The following is a 16,221-nucleotide window of genomic DNA, read 5'->3' as shown; positions in this document are numbered from 1 at the left end:
GGGCTGCCGTACCGGGCGGCGATCCCCTGCCCGATCATGACGGCATGTCGAACACCTCACGGCGTGGTCTTCTCGCCGTCCTCGCCGCCTCCGCCGCTGCCGTCCCGCTCGGCGCTCTGACAGCCGCCCCGGCCCGCGCCGCGGGGCCCGCCCGGGCCGCCGCGCCGCTCGCGGCCCCGGCCGGCCTCGGCACCGCCCGCTCGTCCGTCACACAGGCCCCGCTGGACGCCTCGTACTTCACCCGGCTGACGCTGCACACTCCGCTCACCGCGACCGTGCTGCCGGGGACCCCGGCGCGGACCGAGGTCACCTCCGGCGGCGAACGCGTCGCGCTGCTGACCCATGGCGCGCGGACCGTCGTACTGCCCGGCCCCGAAAGGACGTTCACCGAGAACAAGAAGCCGTACACGGACGACTTCGGGCGCACCCTGCCGGACCTGTCCCTGCCGGCGGCGGAGCGCCGCTACTGGGGAAGCACGCCCGGCGGCGGCAGCTGGTCCACGCTCGGGCCCGACGAGACCGATTACTCGGTCGCGCCCGGCGCCGGCGTCATCGCCCTCACCACCGACCACGCGAGCCGCCACGCCAGCGTGCGCGACGACGGCATCACCGACGTCGACGTGCGTTCTGTGGCCCGGTTCGACAAGGTGCCCACCGGTCAGGCCTGCTCGTACGCGCTGTCCTTCGGCTATCAGAGCACCCACGACAACTACCGGGCCCGGCTGTCGTTCCTCACCTCGGGCGCGGTCGAATTCCGCGTCGAGAAGGAGGTCGCCGACAACGTCACCCAGCTGGCCTCCGCCCTCACGCTCGCCACCGGTGTGCCCGCCGGGACCGACTGGACGATCCGGGTGCGCCGTGAAGGCACCCGGATCCGGGCCAAGGCATGGCGATCGGACCTCGCGGAGCCGTCCGCCTGGGCCGTCGACGTCAGCGACTCCACGTTCGGCGCCGGGCGGGTCGGCCTGCGGGCACTGGCCAACAGCGGCTGCACCAATCTGCCCGTCAGGCTCACCGTCAGCCGCTTCCAGGTCGACGCCGCCGCTTGGGAGACGCCGCCCAGCGTCACGCACCGGGAATGGGTGCGGGTGCTGCCGCAGCCGTTCGACGGGAGCTGGACACCGGAGCTCGAGCAGACGATACGCGGCTGGGCCGGCTCCACCGCTCCCGACGTCCTCGCCCACGCGGCCATGTTCCTGCCCGGCGCCCCGGCGGTGACGAGCGGGGCGGGACCGGCCAAGGACAAGCAGGTGCTGGGCGAGGCCGGGTACGGATACCTCGATCCGCGGGGCGACCGCTATGAAGGCGCCGACTTCCACGAGTACATGAACCTCGGCTGGACCTTCCCCGACGGCACCTGGACGGGGCCGTCCGCCAAGCAGGTCGGCAACCTCGACTGCTCGGGCTACACACGCATGGTCTACGGCTACCACCTGGGCGTGCCGCTGGCCGCGGGCGAGGACACGTCGGGCACCCGGCTCCCGCGCAGGTCCCGTGACATGGCCGAGCACGCGCCCGGCGCCCGCATCGACCGGACCGACGGCACCCGGCCGCCCGCCGCCACGCAGTTGCAACCCGGTGACCTGGTCCTGTTCAACGCCGACTCGGGCGACGACGGCGTGAGCGCCACGGTCGACCACGTCGGCATCTACCTGGGCTTGGACCAGGCCGGCAGCCGCCGCTTCCTGTCCAGCCGCAAGACCGTCGACGGGCCGACGATGTCCGACCTGGGCGGCGCGTCGCTGCTCGACGGCACGGGCACATACGCCAGGACGCTGCACACCGTGCACCGCATCTGACGCCGCGCCGACGCCCTCGCCGGCCAGGGGAGGGCGTCGGTCCGGTCCCGGTGAGCCACGTGTGCGAGCCCTGTCCGCCGGCCGGCGGACAGGGCTCGCACACGTGGCTCACCGGCGGCCGTTCACCTCCTGCGCACGTCCCCCTTCCCGCACGCCACGCCGTCCCGGTTCGGGTCGAGCCGCAGGGGGTCGTCCCCGCCGTTGACCTTCAGGCGGCCGTAGTCGTGCGCGGCGAGCCAGGCGCAGCGGGCCGCCGTGGTCGCCTTCACGGTCTTCGGGAAGGTGGTGGGGACGCAGACGCCCGCGTTGCCGTAGTGCCGGTCGCAGCCCGCGATCTGCGGGTCCACGGGCACCGAACTCCGCTTCTTCAGCGGCTTCTTCGGCGCCCGGGCCAGATCGTCCGCGAAGTCGTGGACATGGGCGGAGGGATGGTCCGCCGCCGCCCGCGCCATGGCCGGCGGGCCGCCGAGGTGCACCCACCGAGCCACCGACGGCACGCCGTTGGCGTCGACCGCGAAGAGCATGTACCAGCCCGGCGGCGCGAGGTTCGGGTTGCTCGTGACGTTCAGGTCGACGTTGTTGCCGTCGACCGTCATCGGCAGGTCCACGAACCGCTGGTTGGGGTCGGACGAGTGCGTGACCGCCGCCGGGCGGATCAGCTCCGCCTTCGCGATCGGCCGGTCGACGGTGATCCGCTGGGTGTCGCCGTACGTCCACTGCCCGTCGATCACCGAAGTGATCTGCGGCCGGGCTCCCTTGAGCAGGTACGGCGGCGTGTAGATGGACACGTTGTGGTTGTAGGTGCCGTTGCCGGGGTTGTCGCCGACCGACATGACGCGGCCGTCGGGCAGCAGGAAGGACGAGGAGTGGTAGCCGCGCGGGATCGGGTCGGTCGCGAGCCCCGCCTCGTAGGTGTTGGTCACCGGGTCGAAGAACGACGCCTCGTACACCGGGTCGGCCCGGTCGTGCAGGGCGCCGCCGGTCTCGAGGACCTTGCCGTCCGGGAGCAGGACGGCCGAGACGTACATCTTGCCCTCGGCGCCGGTCTGGGGCCGGCGTCCCTGGCCCTGGTCGACCTCGCCCTGCGGCAGCAGCGGGCCGTGCACATAAGCCGGGTTCGGCTGCTTGAGGTCGATGATGTCGGTGAAGCGGTTGGCGACCGGATTGGTCTCGTTGTTGCCGCCGCCGATCGTCAGCACCCGCTGGTCCTGCGCGGGCGGCAGCAGCACGCTCGCCGACTCGTCGCGTTCGTCCTTGGCCTGGAGGCCGGGGACGTCGGTGATGGTGTTGGCCTCGTAGTCGTAGATCGAGGCGCCGGTGCCGGAGGTGCCGTTACCGAAGGTGTGGCTGCCGGAGTAGAAGAGGCGGCCGTCCTGCATGAGGATCATCGACGGATACAGGCCCCAGTACGACCAGGTCTGGTTGACCTCGTTCATCGGGAGCCACTTGTTCTGGGCGGCGGAGAACTTCTCCGCGGTCACATTGCCGGTCGAGTCCTCCTTCAGACCGCCGAAGGAGATGACGTCGCCGTTGCCGAGGATGGTCGCCGACGGGTACCAGTGGCCGCCGTTCATGTCGTTGGTGCGTGTGTAGGTCTCGGTCTCCGGGTCGAAGACGAACGAGTCCTTCAGGCCCTGATAGCCGATCGAGCCGTCCGCGGAGGGATAGCCCTTGTTGCCCGACATGATCAGGATCTTGCCGTCCTGGAGCTGCACATGGCCCGCGCAGAACATGTCGACCGGCGTGGGAATCGTCTTGAAGGTACCGGTCGCCGGATCGTAGACGGCCGAGGTGAAGGTGCCCGCCTCGAAGAGTGCCTGGTCGTTCCCCGAACCGGCGATGACGAGGACCTTGCCGTTGTGCATGACCACCGAGTGCATGGAGCGCACCGGGTTCTGCACCGGAAGGACGTCCCAGCGGCCCTTGAGGCACTCCTGCGGCGTTCCGGTGCAGGTGGGCTCCGGAGCCGGGACCGACACCTCCTCCATCACGTAGTCGTCGGTGGTGACCGAGCCCGTGCCGTACACGGACACGCCCCACGCGATCCGGTCGGTGCCGGGCGGGACGGCGGGGGTGCGGACCTCGGTGCGCTGGTAACCGGCGCTCATCCCGAGGGTCTTCAGGTCCGTCCAGTACTGCCAGCCGGCCGTGGTGTCGTGCCGGAAGAGCGTGACGGAGGCGTCCGGGGTGGTCGACTTGTACCAGAGCGAGAGGTCGTACTGCCGGTCCGGCGTCACCTGCGGCGCGCAGGCCGTTGTCTCGGTGATCAGGGCCTTGCGGTCGCCGTCGACACGGCGGGTCAGCGAGACCTTCATCGCCTTGGTGCCGGAGTGGGCGTCGGCGACCGTCTCGAACGTGAAGTCGTTGTCCCCCCAGCCGGACTTGGACCAGCAGGCGGGCATGTCACCCGTGCCCGCCGCCTCGAAGCCCGGGTTGGAGACCAGGTTGGGCGGACCGGCCTGGGCCGTCTGCGGGACGGACATCAGCAGCGCCGTGGTCATGGCGGCGACGGCGAGCAGGGCGGTCCTGCGTCTGCGTCGGCGGGAGATCCGGAGCGGTGGCGGCATGAGCGGGTTCCCTTCGTGCGGCTCTCTTCCGGGTGATGACGGTGGGGCGGTTCAGGAGCCGGCGACCCGCGCGTCCGGCCGGACGGCCTGCGGGGCGCTCTTCCTGCGCGGCAGATAGACCAGCGTCTCCGTCGCGGCGAAGCGCACGACGAACGTGGTCAGCAGCGCGAGCGCCGTCGCCGGGAGCACCGCCATGTCCAGCCAGGACACGAACAGCGCGATCAGCGGGATCCGCAGCAGCAGGTCGGCGTTGGCCAGCAGCGCGAAGCGACCGGCCCGGTCCGCCCAGTGCCGGTGGCGTCTGCGGTCGCGGAACAGCAGCACCTCGATGAGCAGGAAGTTCCAGGCCACACCGAACTGGTTGGCCACGACCTCGGCCGGCAGGTAGTGCATGCCGGCGCCGGTCAGCAGATGCAGCGCCAGGAGGTTCGGTACGAAGCCGGTCAGCCCGATCAGACCGAACGCGACCATCCTGGCCATCGCGGAGGCGGTGCGCAGCCCGCTGAGATGACCGAGGAACCGCATGCCCTCCTTCGCCGTCGACTTCGACTCGCCGGCGAACCGGTCCTGGAAGACGAACGGCACCTCGGCGACCGTCTCCGGGCGGCAGCGCACCGCCAGTTCCAGAAGGATCTTGTAGCCGAGCGGCTTCAGCGCGTCGGCCGTCACCACACTGCGCCGGATCGCGAAGAAACCGCTCATCGGATCGCTGATGCCGCGCAGCCGCCGCGGGAACAGTGCCTTGGTCAGCCACGTCGCGCCGCGCGAGACGGCGATACGGTAACCGCCGGCGAGGCCCTCGCGGCTGCCGCCGCGGATGTAGCGGCTGGCGACGACCAGGTCCGCGCCCGCGCCTTCGCCCGCCGCGACCAGGTCCGGTACCAGGGCGGGGGGATGCTGGAGGTCGGCGTCCATGACGACGATCCAGTCGGAGCCCGCCCTCCGCATGCCTTCGACGACGGCCCCGCCGAGCCCGCCGTCCGGAGTGTCCCGGTGCAGCACGCCGACCGGGAACGGGCAGTCCTGCGCGGCGCTGCGGATCACGTCCGGGGTGTCGTCGGTCGAGTCGTCGACGAACAGCACCTCGCAGGGCAGCCGGGACGGCACCGAGTCGGTGAGTCTGCGCAGCAGTTCACGGATGTTGCCGGACTCGTTGTAGGTGGGGACGACGATGGTGACGGCGCCGGGTTCGGCGACCTGGGTAGCACTCAGCTCCGGATCGCCGAGTTCCTCGGCGCCCGTACGGGGGGTGGTCACAGTTCGCCTCCAGCGATCCTGCGGATCTCGATACGGTCCTCGCCCGTGCCGAAGACGGCGACCGGCGTCGAGTGTTCGAGGGCGGACTTGACGTTGGGCAGGTCGACGGCGTCACGCCGTACGGTCGGTGACGACACGACGTAGTCGAGGTCGCGCCAGCCGCGCGGCATCGTCTTCGCCACCGCCGGGTCGAGGTCCGCCTTGTAGAACCAGATCGCCCCGGTGCCGGGCTCGAAACCGTCGTGCACGAGATCCAGCCAGAGGGCGTCGTCGACGAGCACGCGGGTGCCGGCCGGGTCGTCGACCTCGTTCTGCATCCATGCGGCCGCCGCGCGGTAGGGGGCGTTGGCGTCGACGGTGAGTGCGGCCCGGTTGCCGTCGTACCAGCGTGGAGCGACGTACCCGGCCGCCGCCACGGCCAGCAGGGTCGCCGCGGTCAGGCGTGCGGCGCGCGCCCGGGCGAGCGGCGTGGACAGGCCGGGCCGGGCGGGCGCCGCGCCCGGGCTGCCGCGGCGGAGCACGGCGTGGGCCACGCTGGCCGCCGCTGCCGCCAGCACCAGCGCGAGGAACGGCAGCGCCTGGATCACGTACATCGCCGGGAGATAGCCCGAGGGCCGCATCGCGACGACCGCGAGGATCGCCACCACCAGCGCCGGGCCGGCGAGTGCCCGGGCCGTGACCGACCAGCGGACCGTGAGGAGCAGCAGCGCTGCGCCGGCCAGTCCGCCCAGCGGCAGCACGGTGTCGTAGTAGAGCCAGGACGTGAGGACCCCGTGGGAGCCGGTGCCCTCGTCGAGGATGAACCCGGAGCCGGGCCGGCTCATCTGGTAGGTGATGCCGTCGATCAGCGACACATGGCCGGCGCCCGGGAACAGTTCGCTGTTCAGCAGCGCGTACAGCGGATACGACAGGCCGATCAGCGCGCAGGCCGTGATCGCTCCGGTCACCGCGAACTTACGGGTGTCGCGGTGACTGTGCCGCCACATCGTCACCAGCAGCGCGGGCAGCACGACCAGCATGGTCTCCTTGGTCAGCACGGAGACGGCGGCGGTGAGGCCCGCGGCGAAGTGGTGCCACAGGTGCCGGCTGGGCGACGCGGCCAGGCAGAACGCCAGCAGCATCCACATCACGGCGATGTTGTCGAGGAAGATCTCGCGCTGCAGCACGACGGACAGCGGCGAGAGACCGAAGAGGGCCATCGCCAGTCCGGCCGCCCATCGCGGCAGGAACAGCCGGCGCGCCAGCACGTACAGCAGCACCGCGCACGCCGCGCTGACCGCCAGCATCGCGAACCGCATGGAGGCGACGCTCATCGTCTCGGGGGCGATCAGGGAGGGTATCCAGGTCAGGAACGCTATCTGGATCCAGCCGAGCGGCGGATGGTCGTACCAGTACGTGTAGTGGGCGAGCCCTTCGCCCTGCTGGACCGCCCACGCCTGGGCGAGGTAGGTGCCCTCGTCGTCGCTGAGCGTCGGGAACTGTGTGATGTTCCAGCCCTGGACGAGCAGGATCACGCACAGCAGCACGCCGCACAGCAGCAGGTCGGGCCGCGATGTGCGGAACCGTACGACCGGGCGGACGTGCGCGGGCGCGGCGGTGGTGGCCGTCGCCTTCGCGGGTGCGGCGGATACCGGCTCGGTGGCTTCAGGGGCCGGAGGCAGTGTGGTCGTCATCGGCGGGCGTCCTCTCTGGTCCCGGACACCTCGGTGAGGTGCGCGCCGACATGGCTGGTGAGCTCCCACTCGTTACGGCCGCGCTGCTCCCGCCAGACCGCGCGCACGGCGGCGCCGGCGAGGAGGACCTGGTAGAAGGGGCCGCCGACGACGAGCTTGACGTAGTGGATCGCACGGACCCGCAGGCCGTACTGCTTGCCGAAGTCGTGCAGTCCGACGATCTCGAAGACGAAGGTGACCATCGCCGTGATCAGTGGCAGGAAGGTCACGATGGCGACCCCCACCGGGACGTCGAGGAAGAGCGCGATCGCGACGTTGACCGGGATGACGACGCCCGAGTACGCCTGGAGGAACGGCGTCATCAGGGTGTAGCGGGCCAGCATGCGCTGCCCGCGTCCGGGCAGTTGCTTCCAGTCCTTCTTCCGGTAGACCTGAAGGAACCCCTGGTTCCAGCGGGTGCGCTGCTTGAGCAGGCTCATCAAGGTGCCCGGGGTCTCCTCCCGGGTGACCATGTCGCTGTCGTACGCGACGACGACCTTCTTGCCGACGGACGACAGCCGTACGCCCAGGTCGCAGTCCTCGGCGAGGCAGTTCGGGTCCCAGCCGCCGGCCTCGCGCAGCACCGGAGTGCGTACGAAGACGGTGTTGCCGCCGAGCGGGATGAAGCCCTTCTGCGCGTGCAGGTGGAGCCTGCTGCGGAACCAGAAGAAGTACTCCAGGCAGTTGCGCAGGCTGTACCAGCTGGAGTGGAAGTTGATCAGCTGCACCCCGCCCTGCACCACGTCCGCGCCGGTGGAGGTGAAGGCGTGGTCGACGTGGGCCAGCAGCTCCGGGTGGACCTGGTCCTCGGCGTCGAACACGCCGACGATGTCGCCACGGCAGTGCGGCAGTGCCGTGTTGAGCGCCTTCGGTTTGTTCTTGGTCTCGTGCGTGTCGGTGATGACCCGCACCCGCACGGGATCGCGGGCCGCGGCGCGTTCGGCGACCGCTGCGGTCTCCGGGTCGTCGTGTCCGACGATGACGATGATCTCGAAGTTGGAGTGGCTGGACTCCAGCAGCCGCTCGATGGTGTGCTCCAGCACCGCCTGCTCGTGGCGGGCCGGCAGCAGCAGCGAGAAGGAGAGACCGACCCCTCCGTGGGGCCGGTCGAACCGTGTCGCCGCGAGAGTCTCCGGCGTACGCCAGGCGTGCATCTGCCACCACAGCGTGAACGCCGCCATCCAGAAGAGCGCCACCGAAATGGCAGCAATGAACAGCGATATGAGCATGAATGGCCCCCCTGCCACTGTGCCGCGGCAGGACCCCCCTGGCCGTCAGCACGTACTTCCCCCACGCGCGTCACTCCCCAGTACGCGCGCCAACTCATCTGCGTTCAGGACAATAGAGGCGGAGGATTTCGTTCCGGGGCCCGACGGTTAAATTCAGCTGTTCTCGTCTCAGTCGGTGAGTTTCCGGGCAAGTTCTGTTGCGTTTGTGGTCGGTGAATCGCACACGAAACCACGGCAGACGTAAGCGGCCGAACTGCTGTTCACCAAAGGACGGTCCCGCAGCAACGGAAACTCGTCGCTGTCCGGCTCCCCCACCGCGACCGCCGCCCCCGGCGCCGTACCCATCAGTGCCGTCAGATGCAGCTCCCGCGTCGCCGGGTCGCCCTGGGGGCCGACGACCGCCACCTCACGCGGTCCGTCCAGCAGCGCCTCCGCGACGGCGAGACCCCAGCCGACGAACCGCGGGGCACGCGGACCGAGCCCCTTCACCACGCCCAGCGCCCCCTCCGCCGCGGTGCGATGGGCCTCCGAGCCGGTGTGCGCGGCGTACGTCAGCAGCGCTCCGGCCGCCGCCGACCAGCCCGAGGGAGCGGCGTTGTCCGTGGGGTCCTGCGGGCGGCGGATCAGGGGCTCCGCGTCGTGGGCGGTGTCGTACAACTGGCCGCCCTCCCCCGCGAACCGGTCCATGACCATGTCCAGCAGGAAGCCCGCGAACTCCAGCCAGCTGCCCTCGCCGCCGACCGCCGCGAGCGCCAGGAAGCCCTCCGCGACGTCCGCGTAGTCCTCCAGCACACCGGCGTTCGCCCCGGCCGTGCCGTCCTTGGACGTGCGGTGCAGGCGGACGCCACCCGCCTCGAAGTCCATGTGCACCCGCACCAGCAGGTCCGCGGCCTCCGTGGCGCGCTCGACGAGGTCCGGCCGGCCGAAGAAGGCGCCGGTCTCGGCGAGCGCGGCGATCGCGAGGCCGTTCCAGGCGGCCACCACCTTGTCGTCGCGTCCCGGGCGCGGCCGCTCCTCACGGGCCGCGAGGAGCCGGGCGCGCAGGTCCGCGTCCGGTTCGCCGACCGGCAGTCGCAGCACCGACGAACCCTCCTCGAAGGTGCCCTCCTCGGTCACCGCGAAGAGCTCCGCCGCCCGTGCCCCGTCCTCGTCGCCGAGCACCTCGCGCAGCTCCGCGGGTGTCCACACGTAGAAAGCGCCCTCGGCGTGACCGCCGTCCGCCGTGTCGCTGTCCGCGTCCAGCGCGGAGGCGAAGCCGCCCTCCGACGTCCGCAGCTCGCGCACCAGGAAGTCGGCGGTCTCCAGCGCGACCCGCTTGGCCAGATCGCTGCCCGTGGCACGCCACAGGTGGGCGTACACCCGGCACAGCAGGGCGTTGTCGTACAGCATCTTCTCGAAGTGCGGGACGACCCACTCGCGGTCCACCGAGTAGCGGGCGAACCCGCCGCCGAGCTGGTCGTAGATGCCGCCGCGGGCCATCGCCTCGCAGGTGTCGGCAGCCATCTGCAGCGCACCCTCGCCGCCCGTGCGCGCGTGGTGCCGCAGCAGGAACTCCAGGACCATCGACGGCGGGAACTTCGGCGCGCCGCCGAAGCCGCCGTGCCGCTCGTCGTAGTCCCGGGTCAGTCCGAGCAGCGCCTGTGCCAGTTCCTCCTCGCCGGGCACCCCGTCGCCGCCGACCACCAGCGACCGCCCGGCCAGATCGGAGGCGATCCGCTGCGCGACCTCCCCGACCTCGTCCCGTCGCCCGGTCCAGGCGTCGCTGACGCCCTCCAGCACCTGCCGGAAGGACGGCATGCCGTGGCGGGGCTCGGGCGGGAAGTAGGTCCCGAAGTAGAACGGCTCCCCGTCGGCCGTCATCCACACGGACATCGGCCAGCCGCCCTGCCCGGTCGCGGCCTGCACGGCCTCCATGTAGACGGCGTCGACGTCCGGCCGCTCCTCGCGGTCGACCTTGATGTTGACGAAGTGCTCGTTCATGTACGCGGCGGTCCGCGCGTCCTCGAAGCTCTCGTGCGCGAGGACATGGCACCAGTGGCAGCTGCTGTACCCGACGCTCAGGAAGACCGGCACGCCGCGCCGCCGCGCCTCTTCGAAGGCAGCGGGCTCCCACTGCCACCAGTCGACGGGGTTGTCGGCGTGCTGGAGGAGGTAGGGGGACGTGGCCTGCGCAAGTCGGTTCGCCATACCTCCATCCTTGCGCAACAGCTGGTTGGGGCGCGGCATCGACCCCCAGGCCGTCCACCGCACGCTCACCGCCGCCCTTCCGGACGGGCCGATCTTCCGCCCGGCGGGCCTGCTCGCCCACCGCCTCACGACCCTCCTCCCACCACCGCTCCCGGCGGCGGCACCGGCCGCGCCGCGCCCCGGCCCCCTCCAGAACTGCGACGACTGCGACCGGGCCTCCGCGCGCCCGGACCCGGCCGTTGCCGCGCCTGCGAGCCCACGCCCCACACGATCGGTGCGGCGGCGTGAAGGGGCCACCCGCGTCGCCCCTGCCCGCCCGCGCCGTGCGGGCTGCGGAACGGCATCGCGGGACTGCTCTGAGCCAGGTACGGCCTCACCCCGTCGAGCCGGATCAGGGAGGTCCTTCCATGGGCGCGGAGATGATCGCCCCCGGGTGGATGCATGACCAGGTGACCGCCGACCGGTACGACTCCTGGAGCGAGGAGCAGTGCTCGGGCATCGAGATCGTGGACGGGATGATCGTCGTGAGCCCCAGCGCGTCCGAACGGCACAATCGGCTGGCGCGAATCCTTGCGAACGCCCTGGAAGGCCGTGGCGCCCTTCGCCGTCGGGGTCGACCTCGGCACGCTCTGAGCGCCCGCCGGCGGACCCGCCTGACTCGCGCCGGTCAGCGCACCGGTCGGTAGGTCGCGATGATCACGCCGCTGCTGGTCGGCTCGGCGCTCACCAGCTCCAGCTTCTTCATCGCGGCGTCGTCGGTGAACAGCTTCTTGCGCCCCTCTCCGGCCACCACCGGGTGGATCAGCAGGACCAGCTCGTCCAGCAGGTCCTGCTCCAGCAGCGAGCGCACCAGCGTCGGGCTGCCGGCGACGGTGATGTCCTTGCCCTCGCCCGACTTGAGTTCATTGACCGCGGCCGCGAGATCGCCCTTGACCAGCTTGCTGTTCGCCCAGTCGTCGACGCCGTCCAGCGTCGAGGAGAACACGTACTTCGGCGATTCGTTGATCCACTTGGCGAAGCCGGCGTCCTCGCCGCTGGTCACGGTGGGCCAGTACCCGGCCCATTCGGTGAACGTCACCCGGCCCAGCAGGATCGTGTCGGCCGTCTCCAGCGTGTTGGCCATCGCCGCGCCCATCTCCTCGTCGAACGCGAACTGCCACTCGTCGGGGGCCTGTGCGACACCGTCGAGCGAGATGAACAGACCCGAGACAACCTTGCGCATGATTCCTCCATGATGAGTGCGGGGTCAGCCGTCCGTCCCGGCCCTGACGGCGCTCCGGCCGGGACGGGCCGACCCCTTCGGCCACGTCAGGAACACTAGGCGGGGCCGCAGCTCAGGTCTTGTACAGAAGCGACAGCGGCTCCGCGTGGTCCGGGACACTCAGCCGAGTGGCGCTCCGGCCGATGTACCGGCTCAAGGACCGCGCCAGGTGCGGCTGGTCGAAGTACCCCAGCCGGTGGACGACGTCCTGGGCCGGCACCCCCTCCTGGACCAGTACCGCGGCCTGCCGTGCGCGCTGGATCTGCCGGACGGCGCCCTGTGTCAGGCCCGTCGCCGCGACGAAACGCCGCTGCATGGTGCGGTCGGAGACGTCCGGACGGGCGCCGCCGAGCACAGCGGGCACGATCGGGTCCTGGTCCACGATCCCCTCCCGCACCATCCGCAGGACGAACGCCTCCGCGTTGTCGTAGCCCGGCACGTGCCAGGCCGAGCCCTTCAGCCACAGCGAACGCCGCGTCACGTCGGGGATCTCCGCGTTGCCGCCCACCAGGCTGCTCACCGGGAGGTGCGGCATCGAGGTGCCCAGCGCGAAACTGATCCCGAAGAAGACCGCGTCGTCCGGCACCGGCGCCTGGGACGCCCTCGGCTCCGGGCCCAGCACGGCGGCCTGTGTCCGGCCCTGGTGCTCCCAGAACACCAACTCCCAGTGGCACGTCGCGACCGACATCATCCGGGCGACGTCGTCGCTCCGGCTGCGCCACACCCGCTCGATGTACGGCAGCTCCGACGTCCGGCTCTCGATCACCAGACTCATCCCGGTCCCCTTCGCACGGCCCCGACACCGAAATCCCGGACCCCGGAACCCCGGAAGAGCTGCCAGTCTGACACCTCCGCTCACCCCCTCCCCCGCCGGAACCCCTCGCACTTCCTCCCCACGGCGACGACACTTGACGGGCCGGTAGATGGGTAGCGACACGGAATCGGGTCTTCTAGGGGGACGCACATGCGGGACGGCCACCGGGCTGAAGCGGAACGGCTGTTGGCACGAGCGGTGGAGGAGGAGGTGCGGCGCTCGGGCGGCAGCTCGGACGCCGGGACGCTGCTCGCGCGAGGGCGTGCCGCTCTCGACTCGATGGCGGCCGGCGCGAGCGAGGAGTACGCGGCCTACGAACAGGCGCTCACCGAGGCCGAAGCCGGGCAGCAGCCGCTGTCGCAGCGCTTCAGCCGCGAGACGCTGGGCGCTCCGGTGCTGGTCACCGCCGTCGCCGCCGTCGCCGCGATCGGCGCCGACGTGGCCCTCGGCACGGCGACGGGCACCGCGCTCGGGGCCGGTGCCGTCGTGGCCGTCGCCGGGGCGGCGACCACCGTCGCCAAAGTGACCGCCGCGCACTGGCCCGCGGCCCACCGCAGGGCGGGAGCACTCTCGCAGCCCGGCGGCGTGGAGCAGCTGCGGCTCCAGTGGCTGACGGCGCTGGAGGTACGGGGCATCCGCCCGTTCCTGGACCAGCAGCGGATGCTGGCCGCGTCGGCCCGGCCCGCGAAGAAGGCTTCCGTCGTGCCGCAGTTGCGCGGCGCCGACCGGTCGGCGGCCGCACGGCGCAGGTCCGTGCTGGAGCAGTCGTTCGGTCATCTGCCCGATCCAGGGGGCCCGTTCGCCGGGCGCCGCAACCAGATGGCACAGATCACCCAGTGGGTGCACGCGGCCCGCGCGGCGACGCAGACCCTTCCGGTGGTGGTGGTACTCCACGGTGATCCGGGCTCGGGACGCACGACGCTCGCGGTGCGCGCCGCCCACCATCTCAAGGACCTGTTCCGCGGCGCGTGCGTGGTCGACCTCCGGGGCGACGGCGAGCAGCCGCTGCCGACCCGTGACGCGCTGCTGCACCTGCTGAACCGGCTCGGTGCGCCGCGCGAGCAACTGCTCTTCCGTGAACGCGCCTCCGCGGAGCAGCACGTGCGGAGGCTGAGCGAGCTGTACCACCAGTATCTGACCGGGCTGCCGGTGACGGTGGTGCTCGACGACGCGAGCGACCCGGACCAGGTGCGCACGCTGCTGCCGGAGCGGTCGGACAGTCTGGTGCTGGTGACGGCCCGCACGCCGCTCGACCTGCCCGACAACATCCCGGCCCGGGTGCACCAGTTGCCGGTGGAGGCGCTGGACGCGGCGGGCGCGGAGGAGCTGCTGCGGTCCGCGGCGGCGGGGCCCGCACCGGGGCCGTACGACGTCCGGTCCACGGACGAGGTCCGCGAGCTGTGCGGCGGACTGCCGCTGGCGCTGCGGGCGGCGGGCTCCTCGCTGGGCGAGCGTTCCGCGGACCGTCTGGCCGCCGACCTCCGGGCCCTGGGGCCGCTGGATCCGGTCGAGCGGGCGCTGCGGCTGCGCTACACCGACCAGCCGGAGCAGGCGCGGCGGCTGCTGCGCCGGCTGGCGCTGGCGGGCCGGGCCTCGCTCGGCCCGGCGGCGGCCGCGGCGCTGCTGGCCACCGACGAGAAGGAGGCGAAGCGGCTGCTGTCGGCGCTCGCCGAGGCGGGGCTGATCGACCATGTGCGCTCGGGGCGTTACCGGCTGCACGACGCGGTGCGCCGCTTCGCCACGAACCGGCTCATGGACGAGGAGGACGCCGCCGACCGCGGCGCGGCGCAGGAGCGGCTGATCCGGAACTACGCGGAGCTGGCCGGCGCGGTGATCCGGATGGTCGACGGCAAGATGTCGACGAGGGCCGGGCAGTTCGGGGCGTACGGCTTCCCCTCGCTCGACGCGGCGCTGCGCTGGCTGGACGACGAGTCGAGCTTCATCACCTCGGCGCTGCGGCACGCGGAGGGTGTGGACCAGCAGGCCGTGCTCGGGCTGCTGGGCGCGCTGTGCGACTACTGCCTGCTGCGCGGGGACCTGTACCGGCTGGGCGAGATCAGCGAGCTCACCCAGGCCGTGGACCAGGGTCTGCTGGAGCGCTCCGTGCGCTGGCGTACCGGTATCGCGGCCCGGCAGCTCGGCGAGCTGGACAAGGCGCGTACGACGCTGTCGTCGGTGGTGGGCCTGTACCGGGAGGCGCACCACGACGCCGGTGCGGCGCTCGCGCTGTGCTCGCTCGGGATCACCCTGCACCACCAGGGCAACCTCACGGAGGCGGCGGCGAAGCTGCACGAGGCGATCGCGCTGCAGGACTCCCAGGAGCAGGCGGAGGACCGCGCCTGGTCACTGCACGCGCTGGCTGCCGTGGAGCGCGACCGGGCGAATCTCGCGGAGGCGCTGCGGCTGCTGGAGACGGCGCTGGCGCTGCACCGGGAGGGCGAGTCCCTGCACGGCGAGGCCTGGTCGCAGTTCCAGCTGGGCCAGGTGTTCCTGCGCACGGGCGACGTGCCCGCCGCCCGGACGGCGCTGGAGGTGGCCCTCGACCTGTACGGCCGCACCCAGGACGGCCGCGGTGAGGCATGGGCGCTGACCCAGCTGGCGCGTGCCCGGCTCGTCGACGGCGACCCGGCGCCCGCGGTGGACGACCTGCGCCGGGCGCTGGCCAGGCACCGCGAGAACGAGGACGCCCGCGGTGAGGCGTGGACCCTGTACTACCTGGGCCAGGCCCTGGAGGAGTCCGGCGACCGCGACCAGGCGGTACGGGAGCTGGAGCGGGCGCGGACGATGTTCTCCCGGATGCGCGACGTGTACGGGCTGGCATGCGCCCGGCACCACTCGGGCCGGGTCACCCGCGACCAGCTCGCGGCCAGGACGGGCAGCCTGCGCAACTCGGGCTTCGCCCGCCAACTCCTCGTCGACGCCCGCGCGGACTTCGCCCGGATCGGCGTCGCGCACGGCGAGGCGTGGACGTGCCTGGAGCTGGCGATGATCGACGCCGGGAACAGCCGCGCGCCACAGGCGCTTGGGCTGTGCGACGAGGCGGCGGCCCTGTTCGCCTCGTACGGCGACGAGCGCGGCGGCGACTGGGCGCGTTTCCTGCGCTGCACCCTGCTGCCGTACGCCTCGCCCGGCGGCATCGAGGTCGGCACGGTCGTCGCCCAGGAGGAGCTGTCGCGTCTGATGGCAGCCGGGCACGCGTCGCGTGACGCGAAGCTGGAGGACTGCGCGGAGGCGCTGGCGGTGATGCTGGAACGCGGGGTGCGCCTGGAGGACGGCTGGCAGGCGTGGCAGCTGGGCCTGGTCCCGAACCGGCACGCGCGGGAGGTCATGGGGGTGCCGGTGGAGGCGGGCCGCTAGCTGGCGGACCCGCCGCGGCGGAACGAGGGGCGGCCTGC

9 protein-coding genes and 1 pseudogene are annotated in these 16,221 nt (G+C 71.9%); 3 read left to right on the top strand and 7 right to left on the bottom strand.

Annotated elements, in window-relative coordinates; genetic code table 11:
• The first annotated feature begins 44 nt into the window (after positions 1–44).
• Positions 45–1,799, top strand: a complete 1,755-nt coding sequence (locus ACTMTU_RS14600) for an NlpC/P60 family protein (RefSeq protein ID WP_441263903.1) — start codon at positions 45–47, stop codon at positions 1,797–1,799.
• Positions 1,800–1,921: 122 nt separating this feature from the next.
• Here the strand turns inward: ACTMTU_RS14600 and ACTMTU_RS14595 are convergent, their stop codons facing one another.
• From ACTMTU_RS14595 to ACTMTU_RS14575, 5 genes are all read right to left on the bottom strand, one after another.
• Positions 1,922–4,300: a galactose oxidase-like domain-containing protein gene (locus tag ACTMTU_RS14595; protein ID WP_441264225.1), complete on the bottom strand. Its 2,379-nt coding sequence runs from the start codon at positions 4,298–4,300 to the stop codon at positions 1,922–1,924.
• A gap of 117 nt (positions 4,301–4,417) precedes the next feature.
• Positions 4,418–5,623, bottom strand: a complete 1,206-nt coding sequence (locus ACTMTU_RS14590; RefSeq protein ID WP_441263902.1) for a glycosyltransferase — start codon at positions 5,621–5,623, stop codon at positions 4,418–4,420.
• A complete protein-coding gene (locus ACTMTU_RS14585; protein ID WP_441263901.1) occupies positions 5,620–7,296 on the bottom strand; it encodes an ArnT family glycosyltransferase in 1,677 nt (558 codons plus the stop codon). The genes ACTMTU_RS14590 and ACTMTU_RS14585 overlap by 4 nt, the downstream gene beginning before the upstream one ends.
• Positions 7,293–8,564 carry a glycosyltransferase gene (locus tag ACTMTU_RS14580; protein WP_441263900.1) on the bottom strand — a complete coding sequence of 424 codons (1,272 nt, stop codon included), beginning with the start codon at positions 8,562–8,564 and terminating at the stop codon, positions 7,293–7,295. The genes ACTMTU_RS14585 and ACTMTU_RS14580 overlap by 4 nt, the downstream gene beginning before the upstream one ends.
• A gap of 168 nt (positions 8,565–8,732) precedes the next feature.
• A complete protein-coding gene (locus ACTMTU_RS14575; protein ID WP_441263899.1) occupies positions 8,733–10,751 on the bottom strand; it encodes a thioredoxin domain-containing protein in 2,019 nt (672 codons plus the stop codon).
• Between the two features lie 407 nt (positions 10,752–11,158).
• On the opposite strand from ACTMTU_RS14575, the pseudogene ACTMTU_RS14570 reads away from it, so the two are divergent.
• A pseudogene (locus ACTMTU_RS14570) lies at positions 11,159–11,338 on the top strand (Uma2 family endonuclease); the annotation flags it as partial.
• Between the two features lie 80 nt (positions 11,339–11,418).
• Here ACTMTU_RS14570 and ACTMTU_RS14565 read toward each other — a convergent pair.
• Both ACTMTU_RS14565 and ACTMTU_RS14560 read right to left on the bottom strand, forming a co-directional pair.
• Entirely contained in the window at positions 11,419–11,973 is a 555-nt protein-coding gene (locus ACTMTU_RS14565; protein ID WP_441263898.1) for a dihydrofolate reductase family protein, read from the bottom strand.
• A gap of 112 nt (positions 11,974–12,085) precedes the next feature.
• A complete protein-coding gene (locus tag ACTMTU_RS14560) occupies positions 12,086–12,787 on the bottom strand; it encodes a helix-turn-helix domain-containing protein (protein ID WP_441263897.1) in 702 nt (233 codons plus the stop codon).
• Between the two features lie 189 nt (positions 12,788–12,976).
• On the opposite strand from ACTMTU_RS14560, the gene ACTMTU_RS14555 reads away from it, so the two are divergent.
• Positions 12,977–16,183 carry a tetratricopeptide repeat protein gene (locus tag ACTMTU_RS14555; RefSeq protein ID WP_441263896.1) on the top strand — a complete coding sequence of 1,069 codons (3,207 nt, stop codon included), beginning with the start codon at positions 12,977–12,979 and terminating at the stop codon, positions 16,181–16,183.
• The last annotated feature ends 38 nt before the right edge of the window (positions 16,184–16,221 follow it).

Source organism: Streptomyces sp. OZ13 (assembly GCF_052068155.1).
Taxonomy (GTDB): domain Bacteria; phylum Actinomycetota; class Actinomycetes; order Streptomycetales; family Streptomycetaceae; genus Streptomyces.
This window is presented reverse-complemented; position numbering and strand designations above follow the sequence as displayed.

Excerpts from the sequence above, each read along its gene's own strand:
- ACTMTU_RS14600 (WP_441263903.1), top strand. The coding sequence starts at position 45 with ATGTCGAACACCTCACGGCGTGGTCTTCTCGCCGTCCTCGCCGCCTCC.
- ACTMTU_RS14595 (WP_441264225.1), bottom strand. The coding sequence starts at position 4,300 with ATGACCACGGCGCTGCTGATGTCCGTCCCGCAGACGGCCCAGGCCGGT.
- ACTMTU_RS14585 (WP_441263901.1), bottom strand. The coding sequence starts at position 7,296 with ATGACGACCACACTGCCTCCGGCCCCTGAAGCCACCGAGCCGGTATCC.
- ACTMTU_RS14580 (WP_441263900.1), bottom strand. The coding sequence starts at position 8,564 with ATGCTCATATCGCTGTTCATTGCTGCCATTTCGGTGGCGCTCTTCTGG.
- ACTMTU_RS14575 (WP_441263899.1), bottom strand. The coding sequence starts at position 10,751 with ATGGCGAACCGACTTGCGCAGGCCACGTCCCCCTACCTCCTCCAGCAC.
- ACTMTU_RS14565 (WP_441263898.1), bottom strand. The coding sequence starts at position 11,973 with ATGCGCAAGGTTGTCTCGGGTCTGTTCATCTCGCTCGACGGTGTCGCA.
- ACTMTU_RS14560 (WP_441263897.1), bottom strand. The coding sequence starts at position 12,787 with ATGAGTCTGGTGATCGAGAGCCGGACGTCGGAGCTGCCGTACATCGAG.
- ACTMTU_RS14555 (WP_441263896.1), top strand. The coding sequence starts at position 12,977 with ATGCGGGACGGCCACCGGGCTGAAGCGGAACGGCTGTTGGCACGAGCG.